The sequence below is a fragment of the Pedococcus sp. P1_H8 genome (genome assembly GCF_056405175.1).
The window spans coordinates 675,031-695,675 of record NZ_JBFUCP010000004.1 but is presented as its reverse complement, the minus strand read 5'-3'; the positions used below and the strand labels follow the sequence as shown (position 1 = coordinate 695,675).

Sequence of the window (20,645 nt, the reverse complement as noted above, 5' to 3'; positions counted from 1 at the left end):
GTCCTTGCTTCAGCCGGTCTGGTCGAGGGTCATGCCGTGTCGGATGGCTGCCTGCAGGACGTCGGGATCGATGTCTGCCAGGCGTTTGAACTTGATGCAGTACCCCGTGACGCTTGCCTTCCCGATCGAGGCGGCGTAGGTGCGCGTCAGGAAGGTCTTGTCGTCGAGGCCGAGCACGTAGACCGAAATGCCAGTCGTGTTGGCGCTCAGGCCGATTCGATAGAACTCGCGCGAGGAGCCGTCCGCGTAGCCGATGGTGTGGACGCCGTAGCCGATGTTGGGGTTGGCCACGACCTTGCCCTCGTCGTTGGTGCCGTCGGAGAACCACAGCCGGCACGCGGGGAACTCCGCCACCACGCGCTCGTGCAGCCGTCGGAGGTCGGCCTGCTTGGGCTCGCGCTGACTCGCGAGGTACCCCTCGACTTGCTCATGGACATCCATCTCGCGCCAGATGCTAGCAACGCCGAGATGTGGCGAACTGGCCATTCAGGCCGGGGGTGACGGCTGCCCGGGTGCCGATTCGCGGCATACGCCCTAGGTTGGGCGGAGGTCCGCCGACGCACCGCCCAGGAGCCGCTGATGTCCTTCCTCGCCCCCCTCGCCGTCCCGGCGGCCGAGACCCTCATCGACGCCAACTGGCTCGACTACACGTTGGTGGCGATTTACTTCGCCTTCGTCCTGGGGATCGGTGTCATCGCCCGGCGCTCGGTGTCGGACTCCATCGACTTCTTCCTGTCGGGCCGCTCGCTGCCCGCCTGGGTCACCGGTCTGGCGTTCATCTCCGCCAACCTGGGTGCCGTCGAGATCATGGGGATGTCCGCCAACGGCGCCAAGTACGGCCTGCCGACGGTGCACTACTTCTGGGTCGGCGCCATCCCGGCCATGCTCTTCCTCGGCGTCGTGATGATGCCCTTCTACTACGGCTCCAAGGTGCGCTCCGTCCCGGAGTTCATGTTCAGGCGCTTCGGCACCGGAGCCCACCTCGTCAACGCCATCAGCTTCGCCGTCGCCCAGCTGCTGATCGCCGGCGTGAACCTGTTCCTGCTGGGCTCGATCGTGCACGCGCTGCTCGGCTGGCCGCTGTGGGTCGCGCTCATCGTGGCGGCGCTGATCGTGCTGTCCTACATCACCCTCGGCGGTCTGTCGGCGGCGATCTACAACGAGGTCCTGCAGTTCTTCGTCATCGTGGCCTCGCTCCTCCCGCTGACCCTGATCGGGCTGCACCGCGTCGGCGGCTACGGCGGCCTCAAGGACAAGCTCACGGCGTTCGCCGAGGCGGCTCCCGCATCGGCCAAGGTTCCGCCGGCCGCCCAGCAGCTCGAGTCCTGGCCGGGTCAGGCCTTGTCCGGCTTCGACTCCGGGTTCCTGTCGGTCATCGGGATCGTCTTCGGTCTCGGCTTCGTGCTGTCCTTCGGCTACTGGACGACGAACTTCGTCGAGGTCCAGCGCGCCATGGCCTCCAAGTCGATCTCCGCGGCACGCAAGACCCCGATCATCGGTGCGTTCCCCAAGATGTTCGTGCCCTTCATCGTGATCCTCCCCGGCATGGTCGCCGCCGTGCTGGTGAAGGAGATCATGGACCTCAAGAACGGCGGCACCCCTCCAGGTGGCGCGAGCGGCGAGGGCGTGAAGTACAACGACGCGCTGCTGCTGCTGATGCGCGACGTCCTGCCGAACGGACTGCTGGGACTGGCGATCGCGGGCCTGCTCGCCGCGTTCATGGCCGGGATGGCAGCCAACATCTCCGCCTTCAACACGGTGTTCAGCTATGACCTCTGGCAGCGCTACATCCGCAAGGACCACAGCGACGACTACTACCTGCGGATCGGCCGGCTGGCCACCGTGGGTGCGACCGTCATCGCGATCTTCACCGCGTCGATCGCCGGCAGCTTCTCCAATGTCATGGACTACCTGCAGACGCTGTTCGGCTTCTTCAACGCCCCGTTGTTCGCGACGTTCATCCTCGGCATGTTCTGGAAACGGATGACCGCGACGGCCGGTTGGGTTGGCCTCGTCTGCGGCACCTTGTCGGCGGTGACGGTGGCCTTCCTGAGCGAGGACGCGTTCGGTTCGGCGAGCCTGGGCGTGATCGGGCTGTCCGGTCAGGGGGCCAGCTTCGTCGCGGCCTCGGCGGCGTTCGTCGTCGACATCATCGTCAGCGTCCTCGTGACGATGGTGACCAAGTCGACTCCTGCGTCCGAGCTCAAGGGGCTGGTCTACTCCGAGACTCCCCGAGAGGACCTCGTCGACCCCGTGGAGGCCTCACTGCCATGGTTCCAGCGGACCCTGCCGCTGGCCGGGATCGCCCTGGTCATGGTCCTCGTCCTCAACTTCGCCTTCTGAGAGGAGTAGTCATGACCGACAAGCCGACCACCTCGGGGGCCCCAGCCAAGAAGACTGCTGGAGCGTTCGACATCCGCAACATCATCGGAGCCCTGCTGGGCATCTACGGCGTGCTCCTGCTCTTCGCCGGGTTCGCCCTCGACACCGCAGCGGCCAAGACCGGAGGGGTCAACGCCAACCTGTGGACCGGGCTTGCTCTCGCCGTGGCATCAGCGGTCTTCCTCGTCTGGGCCCGGCTCAAGCCGATCGTCGTGCCGGACCACGTCGAGCCTGTCGAGGACGACCCGACGCGCCCTGCCCCCCGCCGACGCCCCGGCGGCCACTGACGCACGACAACTGACGGGTATGCCGCGTGGTCACCACGCGGCATACCCGTCAGTGGGTCTCGGCCGTTTTGTGGGGACGCTCAGGTCACCACATGGCCTCGAGGTCTGGGTGGCCGAGAGCCGGCGGGTCGTAGGTGGGCTGGTAGAGCGTCATCGTCCCGGCGCCGGGCACCGTGAGCTGGATGGTCGAGCCCCACTGCTGCTCGGTGACCTCGCCCTCGAACTCGGCGCCGCGCCCGCGCAGCTCCGCCACGGTGGCCGCGAGGTCGTCGCAGATGAGGGACAGGTCGAACCGCTGGTCCGTGCCGCCCGACTCCCCGCCGTGCTCCCACGACGCGGGGTGGACCCCGAGCTCGCTCGGTCCGGAGGCGAAGATGAGCCACCCGCCTCCGGTGTCGGTCGCGGGGAACTGCAGGACGTCACGGAAGAAGGCACGGGCGGCGTCGGGGTCCTCGGCGTAGACGAGGGTGTGCAGGGCTTTGATCATGAGCCCACGGTAGAAGCCCGACGGCGCTCCAGCCCGTCGAGAAGCACGTCGAGCCCGAACTCGAACTCGCTCTGGTCGTCGCACCAGCCCAGAGTCGAGTCCGGGTCGTCGTGCGCGACCTCGCCGAGCATCGCCACGAGGTGCGGGATCTGCGTCGCCATGGCCGCGAGGAGCTCTTCCGACGCGCCGTCGGCCGCAGCGTCGCCGGGGTCGAACAGCTCCTGCGAGAAGCCGATGACCCGGCTGCCGAGGGCGTGCAGCGAGTGGTGCGCGAGGTCGTTGGTGAACCCGCCGGCGCGCAGGATCGCCACTACGCCGTCGTAGTAGCGGACGATGTCGAGGCTCATCGTCGTGCGGGTCTCGAGGACCCCGGGCGCCCAGCGGTGTCGCAGCATGACCTCCCGGGCGGCGAGGGCTCGCGCCCGCAGTGCGCCCCGCCAGTCCCCTGCGGGATCAGGGGCATCAGGCAGGGTGAGGGCGGCCAGGATCTCGGCAGCGACGTGGTCGACCATCGCGTCGAGCAGCGCCTCCTTGCCGGCCACGTGGTTGTAGAGGGACATCGCCTCGACGCCGAGCTCCTGCCCGATGCGGCGCATCGACACGGCCGAGATGCCCTCGGCGTCCGCCACGTCCACCGCGGCACGCATGACGCGCTCGCGACTGAGCGGGCGACGCGGGGCGTCGCGGGTCGTGTCGGTCTCGACGGTGTCGGTCACGAGTCCCTCCAGATAGGCCGTGCTGTCGTCAGACGGTCGTCACGAATGCTAGCTCCCGACCGTTGACAGACTTACGGTGTAGGGCTAACTTACACCGTATCCTTACAGCGTAAGTAGCCGCCACGACCCAGGAGCCACCATGAGCGACCTCGACCAGACCAGTCGTCCCGTATCGACGCCGAGCGTGGTGGCGGAGCCCGCCCCGCGGCATAGCGGCTCGACGCCCACGACGATGCGCGCTGCCGTCCACGAGCGCTACGGGCGTCCGGAGGAGGTCGTGACCGTGCGGACGCTGCCGGTACCCGAGGTCGGCCCCGACGACGTGCTCGTTCGGGTGGGGGCGGCCTCGGTCAACGCGCTCGACTGGCACTACGTCACCGGGCTGCCGATGTTCGCGCGCCCTACCCTGGGGCTGCGCCGCCCGAAGCGGCAGACGCCCGGCGCTGACGTCGCCGGCGTGGTGGAGGCTGTCGGTGCCAACGTGACCCGGCTCGCCATCGGCGACCGCGTGTTCGGCGAGGTGTCGGGCGGTGGCTTCGCCGAGTTCGTGGTGGCGCCGGCGGACTGGATGGTGCCGATCCCCGAGGGGGTCGAGATCGAAGAGGCCGCCACCGTCGGCGTCGCCGCCGAGACCGCGCTGCAGGGCCTGCGCGACTGGGGCCTGCTGCAGCCGGGGCAGCGGGTCCTGGTCAACGGCGCGTCCGGCGGGGTGGGCACCTTCGCCGTCCAGCTGGCCAAGGCCCTGGGCGCCTCGCACGTGACGGCGGTGTGCAGCACGGGCAACGTGGAGGCGGCCCGTCGCGGCGGGGCGGACCGCGTGGTCGACTACACCCGGGAGGACCTGCGCTCGCTCGACGACACGTTCGACCTGTTCTTCGACAACGCCGGCAGCCTGAGCCTGCGCGACAGCCGCCGCCTGCTCGCCCGCGACGGGACCTACGTCATGGTGACCTCGCCGAAGTCGAAGTGGCTGCGACCCCTGCCGCGGATGCTCAGCGTGCCGGTCCACTTCGCTTTCGGCAGCCAGAACGCGCCGGCGTTCAAGGTCGCCTCGCGCGACCGCGCCGACCTCGAGTTCCTCATCGACCTGGTGGCGGCGGGCAGGTTGAGTCCGGTGATGGACCGGCGCTGGGCGCTCTCGGACGCGGCCGAGGCCCTGCGCGTGCAGGGCGAGTTCCACTCGCGCGGCAAGTCCGTCGTCATCCCCTGACTCGCCGTCCCCGACTCCCATTGCAACCTGAGCGCCCCAGGGGGCGCTCAGGTTGCGGGGAAGGGGGAAGTGGAGGGGTCAGGCGAACTGCCAGGACCGCTTGCTCAGGCCGAACCAGAAGCCGTCGATGACGCTTTCGTTCTCGAGGCTGCCCGACTCGTATGCCGCGCCGAGACTGACGTAGAGCGGCGCCCAGTGCTCGGTGCGCGGGTGCGCCTCACGGGCGGCAGGTGCCTTGCGCATGAAGTCGAGGATGGCGTCGACGTCCTGGCGCTCGAGCGCCTCGGCGGCCCAGTTGTCGAACTCCGAGGAGGCGGCCGGCGGGGTGCCGTCAGGACCGGCTGAGGGGTTGAACCAGCGCAGGTTGTGGGTGGTGAAGCCCGACCCGACGATGAGCGTGCCCTGGTCGCGCAGCGGGGCGAGCTTGCGCCCGAGGTCGAAGAGCGCGCGCGGGTCGAGGGTCGGCATCGACATCTGCAGCACGGGGATGTCGGCGTCGGGATACATCTCGACGAGCGGCACGTAGGCGCCGTGGTCGAGGCCACGGGTCTGGTCCTGGTGGACGGGGGTGTCTGAGGAGTGCATGAGCTTGGCGACGTCGGCCGCGAGCTCAGGCGCACCCGGGGCGGCATACGTGACCTCGTAGTAGTGCCGCGGGAAGCCGTAGAAGTCGTAGACGAGGGGGACGTCGCCGGAGGTGGCGGACAGCGAGAGGGGCGCCTCCTCCCAGTGGGCGGAGACCATCAGGATGTTGGTCGGCTTGTCGAACTGGGTCGACCAGGTCGAGAGCTGGTCGGTCCACACCGGGTCGTCGGCCAAGGGTGGTGCGCCGTGGCTGAGGTACAGCACCGGCTGGCGGGCGGTGGTCGCGGTCTCGCTCATGGGAAAAGCGTACCCCACTTTACTTGAACCTTCAACTAAAGGGTTGGTCGAGGACCGAACCCTGCGACGCGAACTTGACGCGCTCGGATACCGTCATCGGCGATGCCGTGTCCATGCAGCGACGAATCCGCTGCACATGGGGTCAGGAACTGAGGTTGAACCATGAGCGGTGGGCGCAAGCTCGTCATCGTCGAGTCGCCGGCCAAGGCGAAGACGATCGGCGGCTACCTGGGCAAGGACTGGGACGTCGAGGCGTCGGTCGGTCACATCCGCGACATCCCGACCCCGTCGGAGATGCCCGCCGAGATGAAGAAGGGCCCGTTCGGCCGGTTCGGCGTGGACGTCGACAACGGCTTCGAGGCCTACTACGTCGTCGACTCCGACAAGAAGAAGAAGGTGTCCGAGCTCAAGCGACTGCTCAAGGGTGCCGACGAGCTCTACCTCGCCACTGATGAGGACCGCGAGGGCGAGGCGATCGCCTGGCACCTGCTCGAGGTGCTCCAGCCCAAGGTCCCGGTCAAGCGGATGGTCTTCCACGAGATCACCAAGGAAGCCATCCAGCGCGCCGCCAACAGCACCCGCGACCTCGACGTCGCGATGGTCGACGCCCAGGAGACGCGGCGCATCCTGGACCGCCTCTACGGCTACGAGGTCAGCCCGGTCCTGTGGCGCAAGGTCAAGGCCGGCCTGTCCGCCGGTCGGGTCCAGTCCGTCGCCACCCGCATGGTGGTCGAGCGCGAACGCGACCGGATGGCGTTCGTCCGAGCGTCCTACTGGGACGTCGAGGGAGACTTCACCCCTGACGGCGCGTCCAACCAGTTCGGAGCCCGCCTCAGCGCGGTCGACGGGGCCCGCGTGGCCACCGGTCGCGACTTCGCCGACGACGGTTCACTCAAGGCCAAGGGTGTCGTCCACCTCGACGAGGAGACCGCGAACTCCATTGCGCGACAGGTGATCTCGGCCCAGGTCAAGGTCACGAGCGTCCAGGAGAAGCCCTACACCCGGCGCCCCTCCGCCCCGTTCACGACGAGCACCCTCCAGCAGGAGGCGTCGCGCAAGCTGCGGCTGTCCTCCAAGAACGCCATGCGGGTCGCCCAGCGTCTCTATGAGAACGGCTACATCACCTACATGCGCACCGACAGCACCACGCTGTCGGAGGCAGCCCTCACCGCAGCACGACAGCAGGCGCGAGACCTGTATGGCGCGGAGTACGTCCCCGACTCCCCTCGCCGTTACGAGAAGAAGGTCAAGAACGCCCAGGAGGCGCACGAGGCCATCCGCCCCGCGGGGGACCGGTTCCGCACCCCGGCCCAGGTCGCCGGCGAGCTGCGCGGCGACGAGTTCGCGCTCTACGAGCTGATCTGGAAGCGCACCGTCGCCTCCCAGATGGCCGACGCCCGCGGGTCGACCGCGACCGTCAAGCTCGGCGGCACCCTCGAGGACGGCCAGGTCGTGGAGTTCAGCGCCTCGGGCACCGTCATCACCTTCCGTGGGTTCCTCGCGGCCTACGAAGAGGGCCGCGACGAGGAGCAGATCAGCAAGGCGCAGGAGGCCGACGAGGAGCGTCGCCTGCCCAAGCTCAGCGAGGGCGTCGCGATCACCACGCTGCGCGCCGAGGCCGACGGGCACGAGACGTCCCCGCCGCCGCGCTACACCGAGGCAACGCTGGTCAAGGCCATGGAGGAGAAGGGGATCGGCCGACCGTCGACCTACGCCTCCACCGTCGGCACCATCCAGGACCGTGGCTACGTCAACACGCGCGGCAACGCCCTCATCCCGACCTGGCTGGCCTTCGCGGTGACCCGGTTGCTCGAGGAGCACTTCACCGAGCTGGTGGACTACGACTTCACCGCCTCCATGGAGGAGGACCTCGACCGCATCGCCGGTGGCGACGAGCAGCGCGCTCGGTGGCTGCACCGGTTCTACTTCGGTGGCGAGGGTCTGGGGGCCGCCACGGTCGGCGGCACCGGAGGTGGCCTCGTCGGCGGCTCGGGCCAGGGCCTCAAGCACCTGGTCGAGGACCTCGGCGAGATCGATGCCCGCGCGATCTCGACCATCGAGATCGGCGAGGGCATCGTCGTCCGAGTCGGGCGCTACGGCCCCTACGTCGAGGAGACCGTCCCGCGTGGCGTGGACCTCGCGACGGGCGAGATGACCGACGACGCCGCCGTCACCCCGCGGCGCGCCACGATCAACGACGACATCGCTCCCGACGAGATGACCCCGGCCAAGGCACGCGAGCTGCTCGACCAGTCCGCCGACGACGGCAAGGTGCTGGGTCAGGACCCCGCCAACGGTCGCGACATCGTCGCCAAGGCCGGTCGCTACGGTCCCTATGTCACCGAGGTGCTGGACGAGGAGACCGCAGCCCTCAAGGGCAAGGCCAAGGTCAAGCCGCGCACCGCCAGCCTGTTCAAGGACATGGACCTCGCCACCCTCGACCTCGACACGGCGCTCAAGCTGCTCAGCCTGCCGCGGGTCGTCGGCGTCTCCAGGGAGGAGGACGGCACCGAAGTAGAGATCACCGCGCAGAACGGTCGCTACGGCCCCTACCTCAAGAAGGACACCGACTCCCGCTCGCTGGCCACCGAGCAGCAGCTCTTCGACATCACCCTGGAGGAGGCGCTGGCGATCTACGCCCAGCCCAAGCAGCGCGGGCGTGCCTCCACAGCTCCCCTCAAGGAGCTCGGCAACGACCCGGTGTCGGGCAAGCCGATGGTGGTCAAGGACGGCCGCTTCGGGCCCTACGTCACCGACGGCGAGACCAACTCGACCCTGCGCAAGGGTGACGACCCCGAGTCGATCACCCCCGAGCGCGGCGCCGAGCTGCTCGCCGAGAAGCGTGCCAAGGGGCCGACCACCCGCAAGCGCGCCGCCAAGAAGACGACCACGAAGAAGACGGCGGCCAGGAAGACGGCGACCAAGAAGGCCGCCACCAAGAAGACGGCAGCCAAGAAGGCCTAGGGACGCATGACGATCGAGCCGAGCACCGCCCGCCTGCTGGACCACCGACTCGCGAGCGAGCAGTCGCAGCAACGGCTCCCGTCGGTCGCGGCGGGCTTGGTGCGTGGCGGCGCGCTGGTGTGGTCCGGTGCGGTCGGGACGCTCGACGGCCGTGCCGGCGGGGCGCCGGCGACCACGGCGACGCAGTACCGCATCGGGTCGATCACCAAGACCTTCGTCGGTGTCGAGGCGCTGCGGCTGCGTGACGAGGGTCGGCTCGACCTGTCCGACGCCGTCTCGGGGCTCCTCCCCGAGACGGCCTCGTCGGCGTTCGGGCACGTGACCGTGGCCCAGCTGCTCTCGCACTCCTCGGGCCTGCAGGCGGAGACCGACGGCCCGTGGTGGGAGCGCACCGCCGGCGGCGGCTGGGAGGCGCTGCTCGCCAGCCGGCCGCAGTTGCGCTTCCGCCCGGGCGCGCGCTTCCACTACTCCAACGTCGGGTATGCCGTGCTCGGCGAGGTGTGCGCGCGGCTGCGCGGCGTGCCGTGGCTCGACGCCGTGCGGGACGGACTGCTCGTGCCGCTCGGCATGACGTCGACCTCACCGCGACCGTCCGAGGGGGCGGCTGCGGGGTGGGGCGTCCACCCGCGGGCCGACCTGCTGCACGTCGAGCCGGAGCACGACGCCGGGGCGCTGGCACCTGCCGGCCAGCTCTGGTCGACCGTCGATGACCTCTCGCGGTGGGCGGCGTTCCTCGCGGGTGACACGGCCGATCTGCTGGCGCTCGAGACGCTCGACGAGATGTGCCTGCCGATCGCCGTCAACGACACCCCGAACGCGCCCTGGACCGGTGCCCACGGCCTCGGCTGGCAGGTCTGGAACGTCGACGGGGTCCGCTACGCCGGTCACGGCGGCTCGATGCCCGGCTTCCTCGCGGGGCTGCGGGTCAACCGCGCAACGGGTGACGGCTGCGTCGTCTTCGCGAACGCCACGTCCGGCATGTCGCCCAGCCTCCTGACCGACCTGCTCAGGCTGCTGGCCGAGCACGAGCCGACCGCGCCCGAGCCGTGGTCGGCCGACGCCGAGCAGGCGAGCGGGCTCGAGCTGGTCGGCGACTGGTATTGGGGCACGACGGCATACACGCTGCGTCTGGCCCGGGACGGGCACCTCCTGCTCGGTGAGCCGGGAGTCCAGCGCGGGTCGCGCTTCCGGCCGACCGGGTCCGGCTGGGTCGGGCTCGACGGCTACCACGAGGGTGAGCCGCTGGTGGTCGTCCGCGACGAGCAGGGGCTGGTCAGCCACCTCGACCTCGCGTCCTTCCGTTTCTCGCGCAGCCCCTACGACCCCGCCTCGGACGTGCCGGGGGACGTGCACCCCGACCGCTGGCACTGACCCACCCCGGCTGAGCGGGCGCGCCCGCCAGCAAACCGCCAAAAAGCGGTCATACCGTGACACGCACGGGATGTGTGCGGAGGACATGTTCTGTCAGGGTTGTGTGGCGAACCCGGCCATATCAGGCGCCACCGAGCCCGCCTAGGGTTCTGCAGAACGCGACGGCTCCCCCCACCGTCGCACCGAGCCGCACGAGGAGGTGCCGGTGCCCCGCGACGCCACCACGGACACTGCTGGAGCCCTGCTCCAGACCCGCGGCCTGACCAAGGAGTTCCGCGGCTTCCGCGCCGTCTCCGACGTCAGCCTCAGCGTCACCGAAGGCACCGTCCACGCCCTCGTCGGCCCCAACGGTGCGGGCAAGACCACCCTGTTCAACCTGCTCACCGGATTCCTCGCACCGACGTCCGGGCAGATCCTGTTCCGCGGGGAGGACATCACCGGTCGCCAGCCCGAGCAGATCGCCCACCTCGGGATCGCCCGGTCGTTCCAGATCACCAGCCTGTTCGACCAGATGAGCGCCGTCGACCACGTCGAGCTCGCCCTGGCGTCGCCCACCGGGCTCGGCTACCGGTTCTGGCGGTCGTCCTCGCAGATGCGCCAGTTCCGCGACCGTGCCATGGACCTGCTCGGGCAGGTCGGCCTGGCCGACCGCTCAGGTGCAGCCGCCGGGTCGCTGGCGTACGGGCAGAAACGGGCCCTCGAGCTGGCCCTGGCCCTGGCTCTGGACCCCCAGCTGCTGCTGCTCGACGAGCCGACGGCCGGGATGGGCCTGGAAGACGTCGACCGCACCATCGCCCTCGTCAAGCAGGTCGCCCACGGCCGGACCGTCGTCTTCGTCGACCACAACATGCACGTGGTCGGGTCGCTGGCCGACACGGTGACCGTGCTGCAGGCCGGACAGGTGCTGGCCGAGGGCGGCTACGACCAGGTGCGAAACGACGAGCGCGTCATCACCGCCTATCTCGGACAGGCAGGGTGACCCCGATGGCCGGCGAGATCCTGGAGGTTCACGGGCTGTCCGCCTGGTATGGCGAGGCGCGGGTGCTCTCGGACGTCGACCTGCGGGTCGCCCCCGGAGAGGTCGTGACGCTCGTCGGGCGCAACGGTGCCGGCAAGACCACCCTGCTCCGCTCGGTGATGGGCCTGCACCGCCAGGTCGAGGGCACGATCTCCTGGGCCGGCCGAACGCTCGGCAGGTCGAGCGCCGACAAGCGGGCCAAGGCCGGCCTCGGCTGGGTGCCCGACGACCGCGGCATCTATGCCACCTTGTCGGTGCAGGAGAACCTGCTGCTGCCGCCGATCACCAGCAAGGCCGACGCCTGGAGCCTCGAGCAGGTCTACGAACAGTTCCCCGTACTGCAGGAGCGGCGCGACTTCCCGGGCACCAAGCTGTCCGGTGGCGAGCAGCAGATGCTGGCCATCGCCCGCGTGCTGCGCACCGGCTCCCGCCTGCTCCTGCTGGACGAGCCGTCCGAGGGGCTGGCGCCGGTGATCGTCCAGCAGATCGGCGACATCATCCGCCAGATCAAGGACCAGGGCGTCTCGGTGCTCCTCGTCGAGCAGAACGTGAAGTTCGCCTCGACGGTCGCCGACCGCCACTACCTGCTGGCCCAGGGTCGCGTCGTCGAGTCGCTCGACAACGACTCGTTCCAGTCCCGCACCTCCGAGCTGCTCGAGTACCTCGGCATGTGACGACCGCAGTCGACCGCGGCGACGCCTGATCGCACCCGCTCCACTTCTTTCCGCAGGACAACAGCCCGACACCCGTTCGACATCCGCACCAGAACCCCAGGAGGGGAACATGCAGCGCACCAAGACCAGACAGACCATGGCCTTCATGGCCATCGCTGTCACCGGCAGCCTCGTGCTCGCCGCCTGTGGTGGGGCCGGCGGCCCCAGCTCCGCCGGCGGAAAGATCAGCGACGACAAGGTCGTCATCGGTCTGCTCAACGACCAGTCCGGCGTCTACAAGGACCTGTCCGGCCCGAACTCGAAGGTCGCGATCCAGATGGCGGTCGACGACTACAAGGCCAAGTACGGCGACAAGGCGGTGGCCAAGGACATCGAGATCGTGGCGGCCGACCACCAGAACAAGCCCGACGTGGCCAACACCAAGGCCCAGGAGATGTACGACCGCGACAAGGCCGACATCATCCTCGACGTGCCGACGTCGTCGGCCGCGCTCGCCGTCGCCACCCAGGCCAAGGCGAAGAAGAAGCTGTTCATCGACATCGGCGCCGGGAGCACGGCCCTCACGGGCAAGTCCTGCAACAAGTACACGTTCCACTGGGCCTACGACACGGCCATGCTGGCCCGCGGCACCGGCAGTGCGGTCGTCGAGGGTGGCGGCAAGAACTGGTCGATCGTCTACCCCGACTACGCGTTCGGCCAGGACATGACCAAGTCGTTCACCGCTTCCGTCAAGGGGGCCGGTGGCACGGTGCAGCAGTCGATCGCGACGCCGTTCCCGAACGAGAACTTCGCCACCTTCATCACCAAGGCGGCATCCTCCAAGCCCGACGTGGTCGGGATCATGGCAGCCGGCGGAGACCTGGTGAACTTCGTCAAGCAGTACAACCAGGCCGGCATGCAGGAGAAGGCACAGCTGGCCGTCGGCCTGATGTTCATCACGGACATCCACTCCCTGGGTGTCGACGCGTTCAAGAACACGACCTTCACCGACGCGTGGTACTGGAACTTCGACGCGAAGAACAAGGCCTGGGCCGACAAGTTCAAGGCCAAGACCAACACCCGTCCCTCCTTCGCCCACGCGGGCAACTACTCGGCCGCCCTCAACTACCTCGAGGCGATCCAGTCGGCTGGGACGGACAGCTCCGACGCCGTCGTGAAGCAGCTCGAGGGCAAGAAGATCAACGACATGTTCCTGCGCAACGGCGAGGTCCGGGCAGCCGACCACAACGTGATCCACGACTCCTACCTCGTGAAGGTCAAGAGCAAGGACCAGGTCAAGGAGGAGTGGGACTACGAGGAGGTCGTCAAGACCATCCCCGCGGCCGACGCCTACGGACCTGCCTCCACCGACTGCACGATGTGACCTCAGGTATGCCGCCCGCTCGCCTCGAGCGGGCGGCATACCTCCACTGCACGACACGAACACGACGCACCTCCGACACGGGAAGACGCGGCATGAGTGCCTTCATCCAGTACACGCTCCAGGGCCTGGCCCTCGGTGGCTTCTACGCGCTGGCCGCGCTGGGACTGGCCGTGATCTTCGGTGTCCTCGGGGTGGTCAACTTCAGCCACGGCGCCTGTTACATGCTCGGCGCGGTGGGCGCGGCCGTCCTGCTCGACGCGACGGGTCTCGGGTTCTGGTGGGCGCTGCCGATCATGACCATCGCGATGTTCCTGTTCGGCGTGCTGATGGAACGCCTGCTGGTCCAGTGGCTGCTGCGACTCGACCCGCTCTACAACTTCCTGCTGACCTTCGGCCTGACCCTCCTGCTCGTCGACGTCGTCAAGAAGAAGTACGGCGTCTCGGGGCTGCCCTACCCGCTGCCGGCCGGCCTCGAGGGGCGGATCACGATGGGGTCGGTCTCCCTGTCGACCTACCAGGTGTTCGCGGCGGTCTTCTCGATCGTCGTCTGCCTCGGCGTCTGGCTGGTCCTGACCAAGACCCGCGTGGGCATGATCGTGCGGGCCTCGACCGAGGATGCCGAGCGGTCGCGCGCCCTGGGCATCAACGTGAGTCGTTGGGTGACACCGGTTTTCGGTTTCGGCATCGCCCTGGCCGGGCTCGCCGGCGTGCTGCGCGCCCCCACCGGCTCGGTGAACGCCGACATGGGCAGCTTCTTCATCATCATCCTGTTCGCGGTCGTCGTGATCGGCGGACTGGGCTCGATCCTGGGCGCCGTCGTGGCCGGCTTCCTGGTGGGTCTCGTGGAGGCCTACGGCCAGGGGTATGCCGGCCGGTTCAGCCAGGTCTTCATCTTCATGCTCATGGCGGTGGTGGTGCTGGTCCGGCCCTCGGGCCTGTTCGGCCGTGAGGAGGCTGCGTCATGAGCTCGCAACTGGAGAGCAAGGTCGAGGTCGAGCTGCCTGCTGCGCCCGTCTCGGCGGCGCGGCGTCCGGTGGTCCGCTGGGTGATGCTGGCGGTCGGGCTGGTCGTGACCCTGGCGCTGCCGTGGTTCATCTACCCGCCCGTGGCGATGGACATCGCGGCGTGGGCGCTGTTCGCGATCTCGGTCGACCTGCTGCTGGGCTACACCGGGTTGCTGTCGTTCGGGCACGCCGCGTTCTGGGGCACCTCGGCCTACACGACCGGCCTCATCGCCAGCCATGTCGGCCTGCCGTTCCCTGTCGCGATCCTGGGCGGGGCCGTCGTCGCCATGGTGCTGGCCGTGCCGATCGGCTACCTCTCGGTCAAGCGCACCGGCATCTACTTCGCCATGGTGACCCTGGCGTTCGCGCAGATGCTCTACTTCATCGCCAACCAGTGGCGCTCGGTGACCGGTGGCGAGAACGGTCTGCAGGGGATCCCCAAGAACCTCGGTCCGCTGACCGACACCATCAACAGCGACTCGTTCTACTTCTACTACGCAGCGCTGCCGATCATCCTGCTCGGCGTCTTCATCGCCTGGCGCACGGTCAACAGCCCGTTCGGCCGGGTGCTCGTCGCGATCCGGGACAACCCGGCGCGCGCCAGGGCGCTCGGCTACGACGTGGAGCGCTACAAGATCATGGCGTTCGTGCTCTCGGCCGGGCTCGCGGGTCTGGCGGGTGGGGTGTTCTCGATCAGCCACGGGTTCGCCTCGCTGCAGGAGCTGATCTGGACCACGTCTGGCAAGGTCGTGCTCATCACCGTGCTCGGCGGGATCGGCACGCTGTGGGGTGCCGTGGTCGGCGCTGCGCTGGTCGTCACGCTCGAGGACCAGTTGGCGTCGTCCGGCTTCAACGGCATCGGGATCGTCACCGGCGCCATCTTCGTCATCATCGTGCTGGCCTTCCGGCACGGCATCTGGGGCACCGCCCGCAACGGGCTGAACTCCTGGCTCCGCAAGCGCCGCAGCGCTCGCAACACCTGACGCCCACCCCGTCCCCCCTTTATCGGGTTTAGGGACTTGGTTGTGCTTCACCCGAGAAGGGAAGTTCGGTGAAGCGCAACATTCCCCCTAAACCCGATAAAGGTGCGCGTCGGCAAACGGGGCTTGACCCTCACGCGGCGTGAGGCGTCACAGTGGTGCCATGACCGAGAGGACACAGACCCTGCTCACGGTGGGGCAGGTGGCCGAGCGGCTCGCGATCACGGTGCGCACGTTGCACCACTACGGCGAGATCGGGCTGCTCCAGCCGAGCGAGCGATCGCCGGCGGGCTACCGGCTCTACACGGAGGACGACCTCACGCGCCTGCAGCACGTCGTGGTCTACCGCCGCCTCGGGTTCGCCCTGGAGGAGATAGCTCTCCTGCTGGACCACCCCGAGAGCATCGAGCAGCACCTGCGTCGTCAACGCGCAGCGGTCCAGCACCGGCTCGACGAGATGCGCGACCTCGTCACGGCCATCGACCGAGCACTGGAGAGAGAGATGAACGACGAACACGCCACCGCCGAGGACATGAAGGAGCTCTTCGGAGAAGGTTTCGAGGACGCCCAGGCCGAGGCAGAGCAGCGATGGGGTGACAGTGACGCCTGGCAGCAGTCGCAGCGGCGCACCAAGAACTACACCAAGGCCGACTGGGAGGCCGTGAAGTCCGAGAGCGACGCCCTGCACCAAGGGTTCACCGATGCGATGGACGCGGGGGAGCCCCCGACGAGCGCCGCGGCGATGGATGCCGCCGAGGCCCACCGGCTCAACATCAACGAGCGGTTCTACGACTGCTCGCCGCAGTTCCACCGCAACCTCGCCGACCTGTACACCAGCGACCCGCGGTTCACGGCGACGTACGACGAGATCCGCCCGGGGATGGCTCACTACGTCCGGGACGCGATCTACGCGAACGCGGACCGCCAGGAGCGCTAGCCCGCCAGGAACCCAGACCCCTTTATCGGGTTTAGGGACAAGGTTGCGCTTCACCCGACACCGTTGTCCGGTGAAGCGCACCCTTGTCGGGTCCAGCAACGCCAGCCCTTCGTCCTGGCCCTGCGCTCTGCGGCTCCTACGCACTGCGCCCCTACGGCCCTGCGCCCCTACGGCCCTGCGGCTCGGGCGGCCATGCGACGACCGGCTGGCTACCCTCGGACGATGAGCACCTCCTCGGCCGACTTCAGCACCGTGCCCTGGCCCGTGCGCACCCGCCGCGCCTCGATGCGACCGGTCAGGGCTGAGGATGTCGACGGAGTGCTCAGGCACCGCTCGCTCCCGGAAGTTGCCGAGTTCCTCAGCCGTGGGCCGCTCGATCGGGCCGAGGTGGCCGACCGCATCGCCAGTGACGTGGCGCGCAGCGAGCCCGGTCATCCCGAGCCGCTCCTCGGCCTCGTCATCGAGGTGGACGGTGCGGTCGTGGGCGACGCGATGATCCGTCTCGAACCCGACGACAACGGCATGTGGGTGGCGGTCCTCGGCTACACGGTGCACCCCGACTCGGCCGGGCAGGGGCTGGCAACCGAGGTCGCGGAGGCGCTGGTCCGCCTGAGCTTCGCCCATCTGGGCGTGGCCATGGTCCAGGCCGACGTGTTCGTCCCGCACCGTGCCTCCCAACGGGTGCTGGAGAAGGTCGGCCTGCGGCGGGTGGCGGAAAAGGCTGCGGGAAGCGACGGCGACGGCCATCCCCGGATGGACGACTACATGTATGCCGTGACCGCGGCCGAGTGGGCCGCCCGGCAGTCGCCGGCCGCTGGCCGCGTAACTCCCCCCGACCGCGCCTGACCGGACCGGGGAAAGTTGCGCTTCACCGGACAACGGTTCTCGGGTGAAGCGCAACTTTGTCCCTAGACCCGATAAAGGGGGCGAGGCGCGTCGGCAACCACGACGGGAGGTATGCCGCGCGGCACGCGGCCACGCGGCATACCTCCGCGGGTGGGTCGTGTCCCCCCGCTGGCCTAGGCTCGCCCCGTGACCGACGGACTCTTCATCGCCTTCGAGGGCGGGGACGGCGCGGGCAAGTCCACCCAGGTGGCCCTGCTCCGCGAGGCCCTCGAGACCGCCGGGCGCACGGTGACGGTCACCCGCCAGCCCGGGGGCACCGACCTGGGCCGGGAGATCCGCGACCTCGTGCTGCACGGCGCCCATGTGGCGCCGCGCGCCGAGGCGCTGCTGTTCGCGGCTGACAAGGCCCACCACGTCGACCAGCTCATCCGGCCGGCGCTCGACCACGGCGAGGTGGTGCTGACCGACCGTTACACCGACTCGGCCGTGGCCTACCAGGGTGCTGGGCGAGACCTCGGAGCCCAGGAGATCCACGACCTCAACATGTGGGCGGTCGACGACCTGGTGCCCGACCTGACCGTCGTCGTCGACGTCTCGGCCGAGGAGGGCCGCCGCCGCCGGGGCGACGTCCACGACCGCCTGGAGGCCGAAGAGGACGCCTTTCACCAGGCGATCCGCGCGCACTACCTGGCCATGGCCCGGGGCAACCCCCAGCGCTACCTCGTCGTCGACGGCACGCTCGCCCCCGAGGCGATCCACGCCCAGGTCGTCGAGCGGCTCCGGAGCATGGGAGCCCTGCCGTGACAGTGTGGCGCGACGTCATCGGGCAGGACACGGCGGTCGCGACTCTGCAGCGCGCGGTCACCGACACCACTGCGATGACTCATGCCTGGTTGCTCACCGGGCCACCGGGGTCGGGACGTTCGGTGGCGGCCCGGGCGTTCGCCGCCGCGCTCGAGTGCCCCCAGCACGGCTGCGGCGAGTGTCGCGAGTGCCGCACCGCTGTCGACGGCACCCACGCCGACGTGGATGTCGTTGCCACTGAAGGACTTTCGATCAAGGTCGAGCAGGCCCGCGAGCTTGCGGCCATGTCGGCGCTGCGCCCGTCGGTCGGTCCGTGGCGGGTCATCATCGTCGAGGACGCCGACCGACTGACCGAGCGTGCCGCCGACGCCCTGCTCAAGGCGATCGAGGAGCCGGTGGCCCGCACGGTGTGGATCCTGTGCGCCCCCTCGCTGGAGGACGTCGTCATCACCATTCGCTCGCGCTCGCGGCACGTCCGCCTGCGCACGCCACCCGCCGAGGCGGTCGCCGAGCTGCTGCACCGTCGCGACGGGGTCGAGCTGCCGATGGCCATGTATGCCGCGCGGGCGGCACAGAGCCACGTCGGGCTCGCCCGGCGGCTGGCCCGCGACGAGGGCGCCCGGATCAGGCGGCGCGACGTGATCAGCCTGGCGGGGCGGATCCATGGCGTCGGCGACGCGATCGGCGCTGCCGCCGACCTTGCCTCGATCGCCGACGAGGAGTCCACGGCTGCTGCGGCGGAGCGCGACTCGGCGGAGCGGCAGCGGCTGATGGAGGTGTTGGGGGCCGACCCGTCGGCCCGCACCCAGCCACCCCACATCCGCAGCCAGCTGTCCGGTCTCGAGAAGGAGCAGAAGGCGCGGGCGACCCGCCACTCACGCGACGTGCTCGACCGGTCGCTCGTCGACCTGCTGTCGGTCTATCGCGACGCCCTCATCCTGCACAGCGGAGCCGCCCTCGGGCTGGTCAACCAGGACAGCCTCCCCATCGTGCAGGGGGTGGCCCGCTCGATGAGCGCCGAGCAGCTGCTCCAGGCGATGGACGCCATCGGCACGGCGCGGGAGCGGATCGGCCTCAACGTCGCCCCGCTGCTGGCTCTCGAGGCCATGGCGATCTCGCTGCGGGTGCCGCGTTGAGTCGTCCCCAGCCTCTCGGGATACGGTCGACTGCATGACGGTGAAGGCGAACGTCCTGGTGGCTGCCGCCGCCGCACTGGCGGTGGGTATGTCCGGCTGCTCGATGCTGAGCGGCGGTTCCAGCGAGGCGTCCACGCCGCTGCCGAAGGCCGCACGCACCGCCCCGCCCGGGTCGGAGGCGCTCGCGAAGTTCTACGGGCAGACGCTGGCCTGGAAGAAGTGCGGACCCGGGCAGTGCGCCGGGCTGTCCGTCCCCTTGGACTATGCCAAGCCCGACGGCGAGGCGATCACGATCCGGGTGCTGCGGATGCGTGCCACCAAGAAGGGACAGCGGCTCGGGTCCCTGGTGGTCAACCCGGGTGGCCCCGGAGGGTCCGGCATCGACTACGCCGCGGCCGCCGACACCATCGTGGGCAAGCCGGTACGCCAGCGCTTCGACGTCGTCGGCTTCGACCCTCGCGGGGTGCAGCGCTCCAGCCCGGTCGACTGCCTCAGTGACGCGGCGATGGACGACTTCCTGGCGCAGGATCCCACGCCGGACGACCCGGCCGAGGTGCAGACCTACCTCGCGACGATGAAGGACCTGGGCGACGGCTGCCTCGCCCGGACCGGCCCGCTGCTCGGACACATCTCCACGGTGGACACCGCCAAGGACCTGGACATCCTGAGGTCGGCTCTCGGTGACGTGAAGCTGAACTACCTCGGCAAGTCCTACGGCACGCAGCTCGGCGCCGTGTATGCCGGCCTTTTCCCATCGCTGGTCGGCAGGTTCGTCCTCGACGGTGTGCTCCCTCCTGACCTGACCTGGGAGGAGTCGGCCGTCGGTCAGGCGGAGGGCTTCGAGCGCGCGGCGCATGCGTGGGCCAAGAACTGCGTCGCCAGGGGCAACTGCCCCCTCGGCGACAGCGAGTCCGCGGTCATGACAAGCATGTCTGACCTGCTCAAGCGGCTCGATGCCTCACCAGTGCCCATGCAGGACGGACGCGAGTCCCAGCTCACGGAGGGGTGGGCGACCCTGGGCGTCGCCCAGGCGATGTACGACCCACGGTCGTGGAAGGCGCTCACCGAGGCGCTGCGCCAGGTCGTCGTCAAGGACAACGGCACCACGCTGATGCTGATCGCCGACCAGTACGCGCGGCGCACCCCCAGCGGCAGGTACGCCCAGAACCTGCTCGAGGCCTTCTACTCCATCAGCTGCCTCGACAACCCGGGCAGCCCCGACGCGGCGTACTACGAGGACATCGTCGCCAAGGCGAGAGTCAAGGCCCCGGTCTTCGGCCCGGCCCTCGCCTGGGGTGCGGCGATCTGCACCCAATGGCCCGTCAAGACGGGTCAGACCCCGCACAAGATCAGCGCGGAGGGCAGTGGACCCATCGTCGTGATCGGCACGACGCGTGACCCGGCGACGCCGTACGAATGGGCTGTGCGCGAACGCGACCAGCTCGCGAACGCGCGCCTGCTGACCTTCGACGGCGACGGGCACACCGCCTACACGCGGTCCAACAAGTGCATCGACAATGCGGTCAACAGCTACTACACGAGCGGCAAGGTCCCGGCCGACAACACCAAGTGCTGACCAGACCC

At 69.3% G+C, this 20,645-nt stretch carries 19 protein-coding genes; 15 read left to right on the top strand and 4 right to left on the bottom strand.

Annotated elements, in window-relative coordinates; all coding sequences use genetic code 11:
- Positions 1-9 precede the first annotated feature (9 nt).
- Positions 10-441 (bottom strand): DUF1801 domain-containing protein, encoded by a 432-nt coding sequence (locus AC1DYG_RS08770; protein ID WP_477639463.1) that lies wholly within the window; start codon positions 439-441, stop codon positions 10-12.
- A 138-nt stretch (positions 442-579) separates the two neighbouring features.
- On the opposite strand from AC1DYG_RS08770, the gene AC1DYG_RS08765 reads away from it, so the two are divergent.
- Both AC1DYG_RS08765 and AC1DYG_RS08760 read left to right on the top strand, forming a co-directional pair.
- A complete protein-coding gene (locus AC1DYG_RS08765; RefSeq protein ID WP_477639462.1) occupies positions 580-2,343 on the top strand; it encodes a sodium:solute symporter family protein in 1,764 nt (587 codons plus the stop codon).
- Between the two features lie 11 nt (positions 2,344-2,354).
- Positions 2,355-2,669, top strand: coding sequence for a hypothetical protein (locus AC1DYG_RS08760; protein WP_477639461.1), 315 nt, complete (start codon positions 2,355-2,357; stop codon positions 2,667-2,669).
- An 85-nt stretch (positions 2,670-2,754) separates the two neighbouring features.
- On the opposite strand, the gene AC1DYG_RS08755 is transcribed toward AC1DYG_RS08760, so the two are convergent.
- Positions 2,755-3,156 (bottom strand): VOC family protein, encoded by a 402-nt coding sequence (locus AC1DYG_RS08755; protein ID WP_477639460.1) that lies wholly within the window; start codon positions 3,154-3,156, stop codon positions 2,755-2,757.
- Positions 3,153-3,872, bottom strand: coding sequence for a TetR/AcrR family transcriptional regulator (locus tag AC1DYG_RS08750; RefSeq protein ID WP_477639459.1), 720 nt, complete (start codon positions 3,870-3,872; stop codon positions 3,153-3,155). Before AC1DYG_RS08750 ends, AC1DYG_RS08755 begins: the two co-directional genes overlap by 4 nt.
- A gap of 139 nt (positions 3,873-4,011) precedes the next feature.
- Between AC1DYG_RS08750 and AC1DYG_RS08745 the strand changes: the two genes are divergently transcribed.
- A complete protein-coding gene (locus AC1DYG_RS08745) occupies positions 4,012-5,082 on the top strand; it encodes an NAD(P)-dependent alcohol dehydrogenase (protein WP_477639458.1) in 1,071 nt (356 codons plus the stop codon).
- Positions 5,083-5,160: 78 nt separating this feature from the next.
- Here the strand turns inward: AC1DYG_RS08745 and AC1DYG_RS08740 are convergent, their stop codons facing one another.
- Positions 5,161-5,964: a dioxygenase family protein gene (locus AC1DYG_RS08740; RefSeq protein ID WP_477639457.1), complete on the bottom strand. Its 804-nt coding sequence runs from the start codon at positions 5,962-5,964 to the stop codon at positions 5,161-5,163.
- Positions 5,965-6,126: 162 nt separating this feature from the next.
- On the opposite strand from AC1DYG_RS08740, the gene topA reads away from it, so the two are divergent.
- The 12 genes from topA (at position 6,127) to AC1DYG_RS08680 (ending at position 20,637) form a co-directional block, all read left to right on the top strand.
- Positions 6,127-8,928, top strand: coding sequence for a type I DNA topoisomerase (topA, locus tag AC1DYG_RS08735; protein WP_477639456.1), 2,802 nt, complete (start codon positions 6,127-6,129; stop codon positions 8,926-8,928).
- A gap of 6 nt (positions 8,929-8,934) precedes the next feature.
- Positions 8,935-10,299, top strand: coding sequence for a serine hydrolase domain-containing protein (locus AC1DYG_RS08730; RefSeq protein ID WP_477639455.1), 1,365 nt, complete (start codon positions 8,935-8,937; stop codon positions 10,297-10,299).
- Between the two features lie 205 nt (positions 10,300-10,504).
- On the top strand, positions 10,505-11,278 hold the full coding sequence (locus tag AC1DYG_RS08725; RefSeq protein ID WP_477639454.1) for an ABC transporter ATP-binding protein: 774 nt from the start codon (positions 10,505-10,507) through the stop codon (positions 11,276-11,278).
- A gap of 5 nt (positions 11,279-11,283) precedes the next feature.
- Positions 11,284-11,991 (top strand): ABC transporter ATP-binding protein, encoded by a 708-nt coding sequence (locus AC1DYG_RS08720; RefSeq protein ID WP_477639453.1) that lies wholly within the window; start codon positions 11,284-11,286, stop codon positions 11,989-11,991.
- Between the two features lie 109 nt (positions 11,992-12,100).
- Complete coding sequence (locus AC1DYG_RS08715; protein WP_477639452.1) at positions 12,101-13,354, top strand: ABC transporter substrate-binding protein; 1,254 nt, start codon at positions 12,101-12,103, stop codon at positions 13,352-13,354.
- Between the two features lie 92 nt (positions 13,355-13,446).
- On the top strand, positions 13,447-14,319 hold the full coding sequence (locus tag AC1DYG_RS08710; RefSeq protein ID WP_477639451.1) for a branched-chain amino acid ABC transporter permease: 873 nt from the start codon (positions 13,447-13,449) through the stop codon (positions 14,317-14,319).
- Positions 14,316-15,341 carry a branched-chain amino acid ABC transporter permease gene (locus AC1DYG_RS08705; protein ID WP_477639450.1) on the top strand — a complete coding sequence of 342 codons (1,026 nt, stop codon included), beginning with the start codon at positions 14,316-14,318 and terminating at the stop codon, positions 15,339-15,341. The genes AC1DYG_RS08710 and AC1DYG_RS08705 overlap by 4 nt, the downstream gene beginning before the upstream one ends.
- Before the next feature lie 160 nt (positions 15,342-15,501).
- Positions 15,502-16,275 carry a MerR family transcriptional regulator gene (locus AC1DYG_RS08700; RefSeq protein WP_477639449.1) on the top strand — a complete coding sequence of 258 codons (774 nt, stop codon included), beginning with the start codon at positions 15,502-15,504 and terminating at the stop codon, positions 16,273-16,275.
- Positions 16,276-16,497: 222 nt separating this feature from the next.
- On the top strand, positions 16,498-17,121 hold the full coding sequence (locus AC1DYG_RS08695; RefSeq protein ID WP_477639448.1) for a GNAT family N-acetyltransferase: 624 nt from the start codon (positions 16,498-16,500) through the stop codon (positions 17,119-17,121).
- Positions 17,122-17,307: 186 nt separating this feature from the next.
- Positions 17,308-17,925 carry a dTMP kinase gene (tmk, locus tag AC1DYG_RS08690; RefSeq protein ID WP_477639447.1) on the top strand — a complete coding sequence of 206 codons (618 nt, stop codon included), beginning with the start codon at positions 17,308-17,310 and terminating at the stop codon, positions 17,923-17,925.
- The gene (locus AC1DYG_RS08685; RefSeq protein ID WP_477639446.1) at positions 17,922-19,061 is read left to right on the top strand and encodes a DNA polymerase III subunit delta'; all 1,140 of its coding nucleotides are present in this window, start codon (positions 17,922-17,924) and stop codon (positions 19,059-19,061) included. Before tmk ends, AC1DYG_RS08685 begins: the two co-directional genes overlap by 4 nt.
- 34 nt (positions 19,062-19,095) lie before the next feature.
- Positions 19,096-20,637: an alpha/beta hydrolase gene (locus AC1DYG_RS08680; protein WP_477639445.1), complete on the top strand. Its 1,542-nt coding sequence runs from the start codon at positions 19,096-19,098 to the stop codon at positions 20,635-20,637.
- Positions 20,638-20,645: the final 8 nt, after the last annotated feature.

Coding starts and splice junctions, on each gene's coding strand:
- AC1DYG_RS08770 (WP_477639463.1), bottom strand. CDS start 441: ATGGATGTCCATGAGCAAGTCGAGGGGTACCTCGCGAGTCAGCGCGAG.
- AC1DYG_RS08765 (WP_477639462.1), top strand. CDS start 580: ATGTCCTTCCTCGCCCCCCTCGCCGTCCCGGCGGCCGAGACCCTCATC.
- AC1DYG_RS08760 (WP_477639461.1), top strand. CDS start 2,355: ATGACCGACAAGCCGACCACCTCGGGGGCCCCAGCCAAGAAGACTGCT.
- AC1DYG_RS08755 (WP_477639460.1), bottom strand. CDS start 3,156: ATGATCAAAGCCCTGCACACCCTCGTCTACGCCGAGGACCCCGACGCC.
- AC1DYG_RS08745 (WP_477639458.1), top strand. CDS start 4,012: ATGAGCGACCTCGACCAGACCAGTCGTCCCGTATCGACGCCGAGCGTG.
- AC1DYG_RS08740 (WP_477639457.1), bottom strand. CDS start 5,964: ATGAGCGAGACCGCGACCACCGCCCGCCAGCCGGTGCTGTACCTCAGC.
- topA (WP_477639456.1), top strand. CDS start 6,127: ATGAGCGGTGGGCGCAAGCTCGTCATCGTCGAGTCGCCGGCCAAGGCG.
- AC1DYG_RS08730 (WP_477639455.1), top strand. CDS start 8,935: ATGACGATCGAGCCGAGCACCGCCCGCCTGCTGGACCACCGACTCGCG.
- AC1DYG_RS08720 (WP_477639453.1), top strand. CDS start 11,284: ATGGCCGGCGAGATCCTGGAGGTTCACGGGCTGTCCGCCTGGTATGGC.
- AC1DYG_RS08715 (WP_477639452.1), top strand. CDS start 12,101: ATGCAGCGCACCAAGACCAGACAGACCATGGCCTTCATGGCCATCGCT.
- AC1DYG_RS08710 (WP_477639451.1), top strand. CDS start 13,447: ATGAGTGCCTTCATCCAGTACACGCTCCAGGGCCTGGCCCTCGGTGGC.
- AC1DYG_RS08705 (WP_477639450.1), top strand. CDS start 14,316: ATGAGCTCGCAACTGGAGAGCAAGGTCGAGGTCGAGCTGCCTGCTGCG.
- AC1DYG_RS08700 (WP_477639449.1), top strand. CDS start 15,502: ATGACCGAGAGGACACAGACCCTGCTCACGGTGGGGCAGGTGGCCGAG.
- AC1DYG_RS08695 (WP_477639448.1), top strand. CDS start 16,498: ATGAGCACCTCCTCGGCCGACTTCAGCACCGTGCCCTGGCCCGTGCGC.
- AC1DYG_RS08680 (WP_477639445.1), top strand. CDS start 19,096: ATGACGGTGAAGGCGAACGTCCTGGTGGCTGCCGCCGCCGCACTGGCG.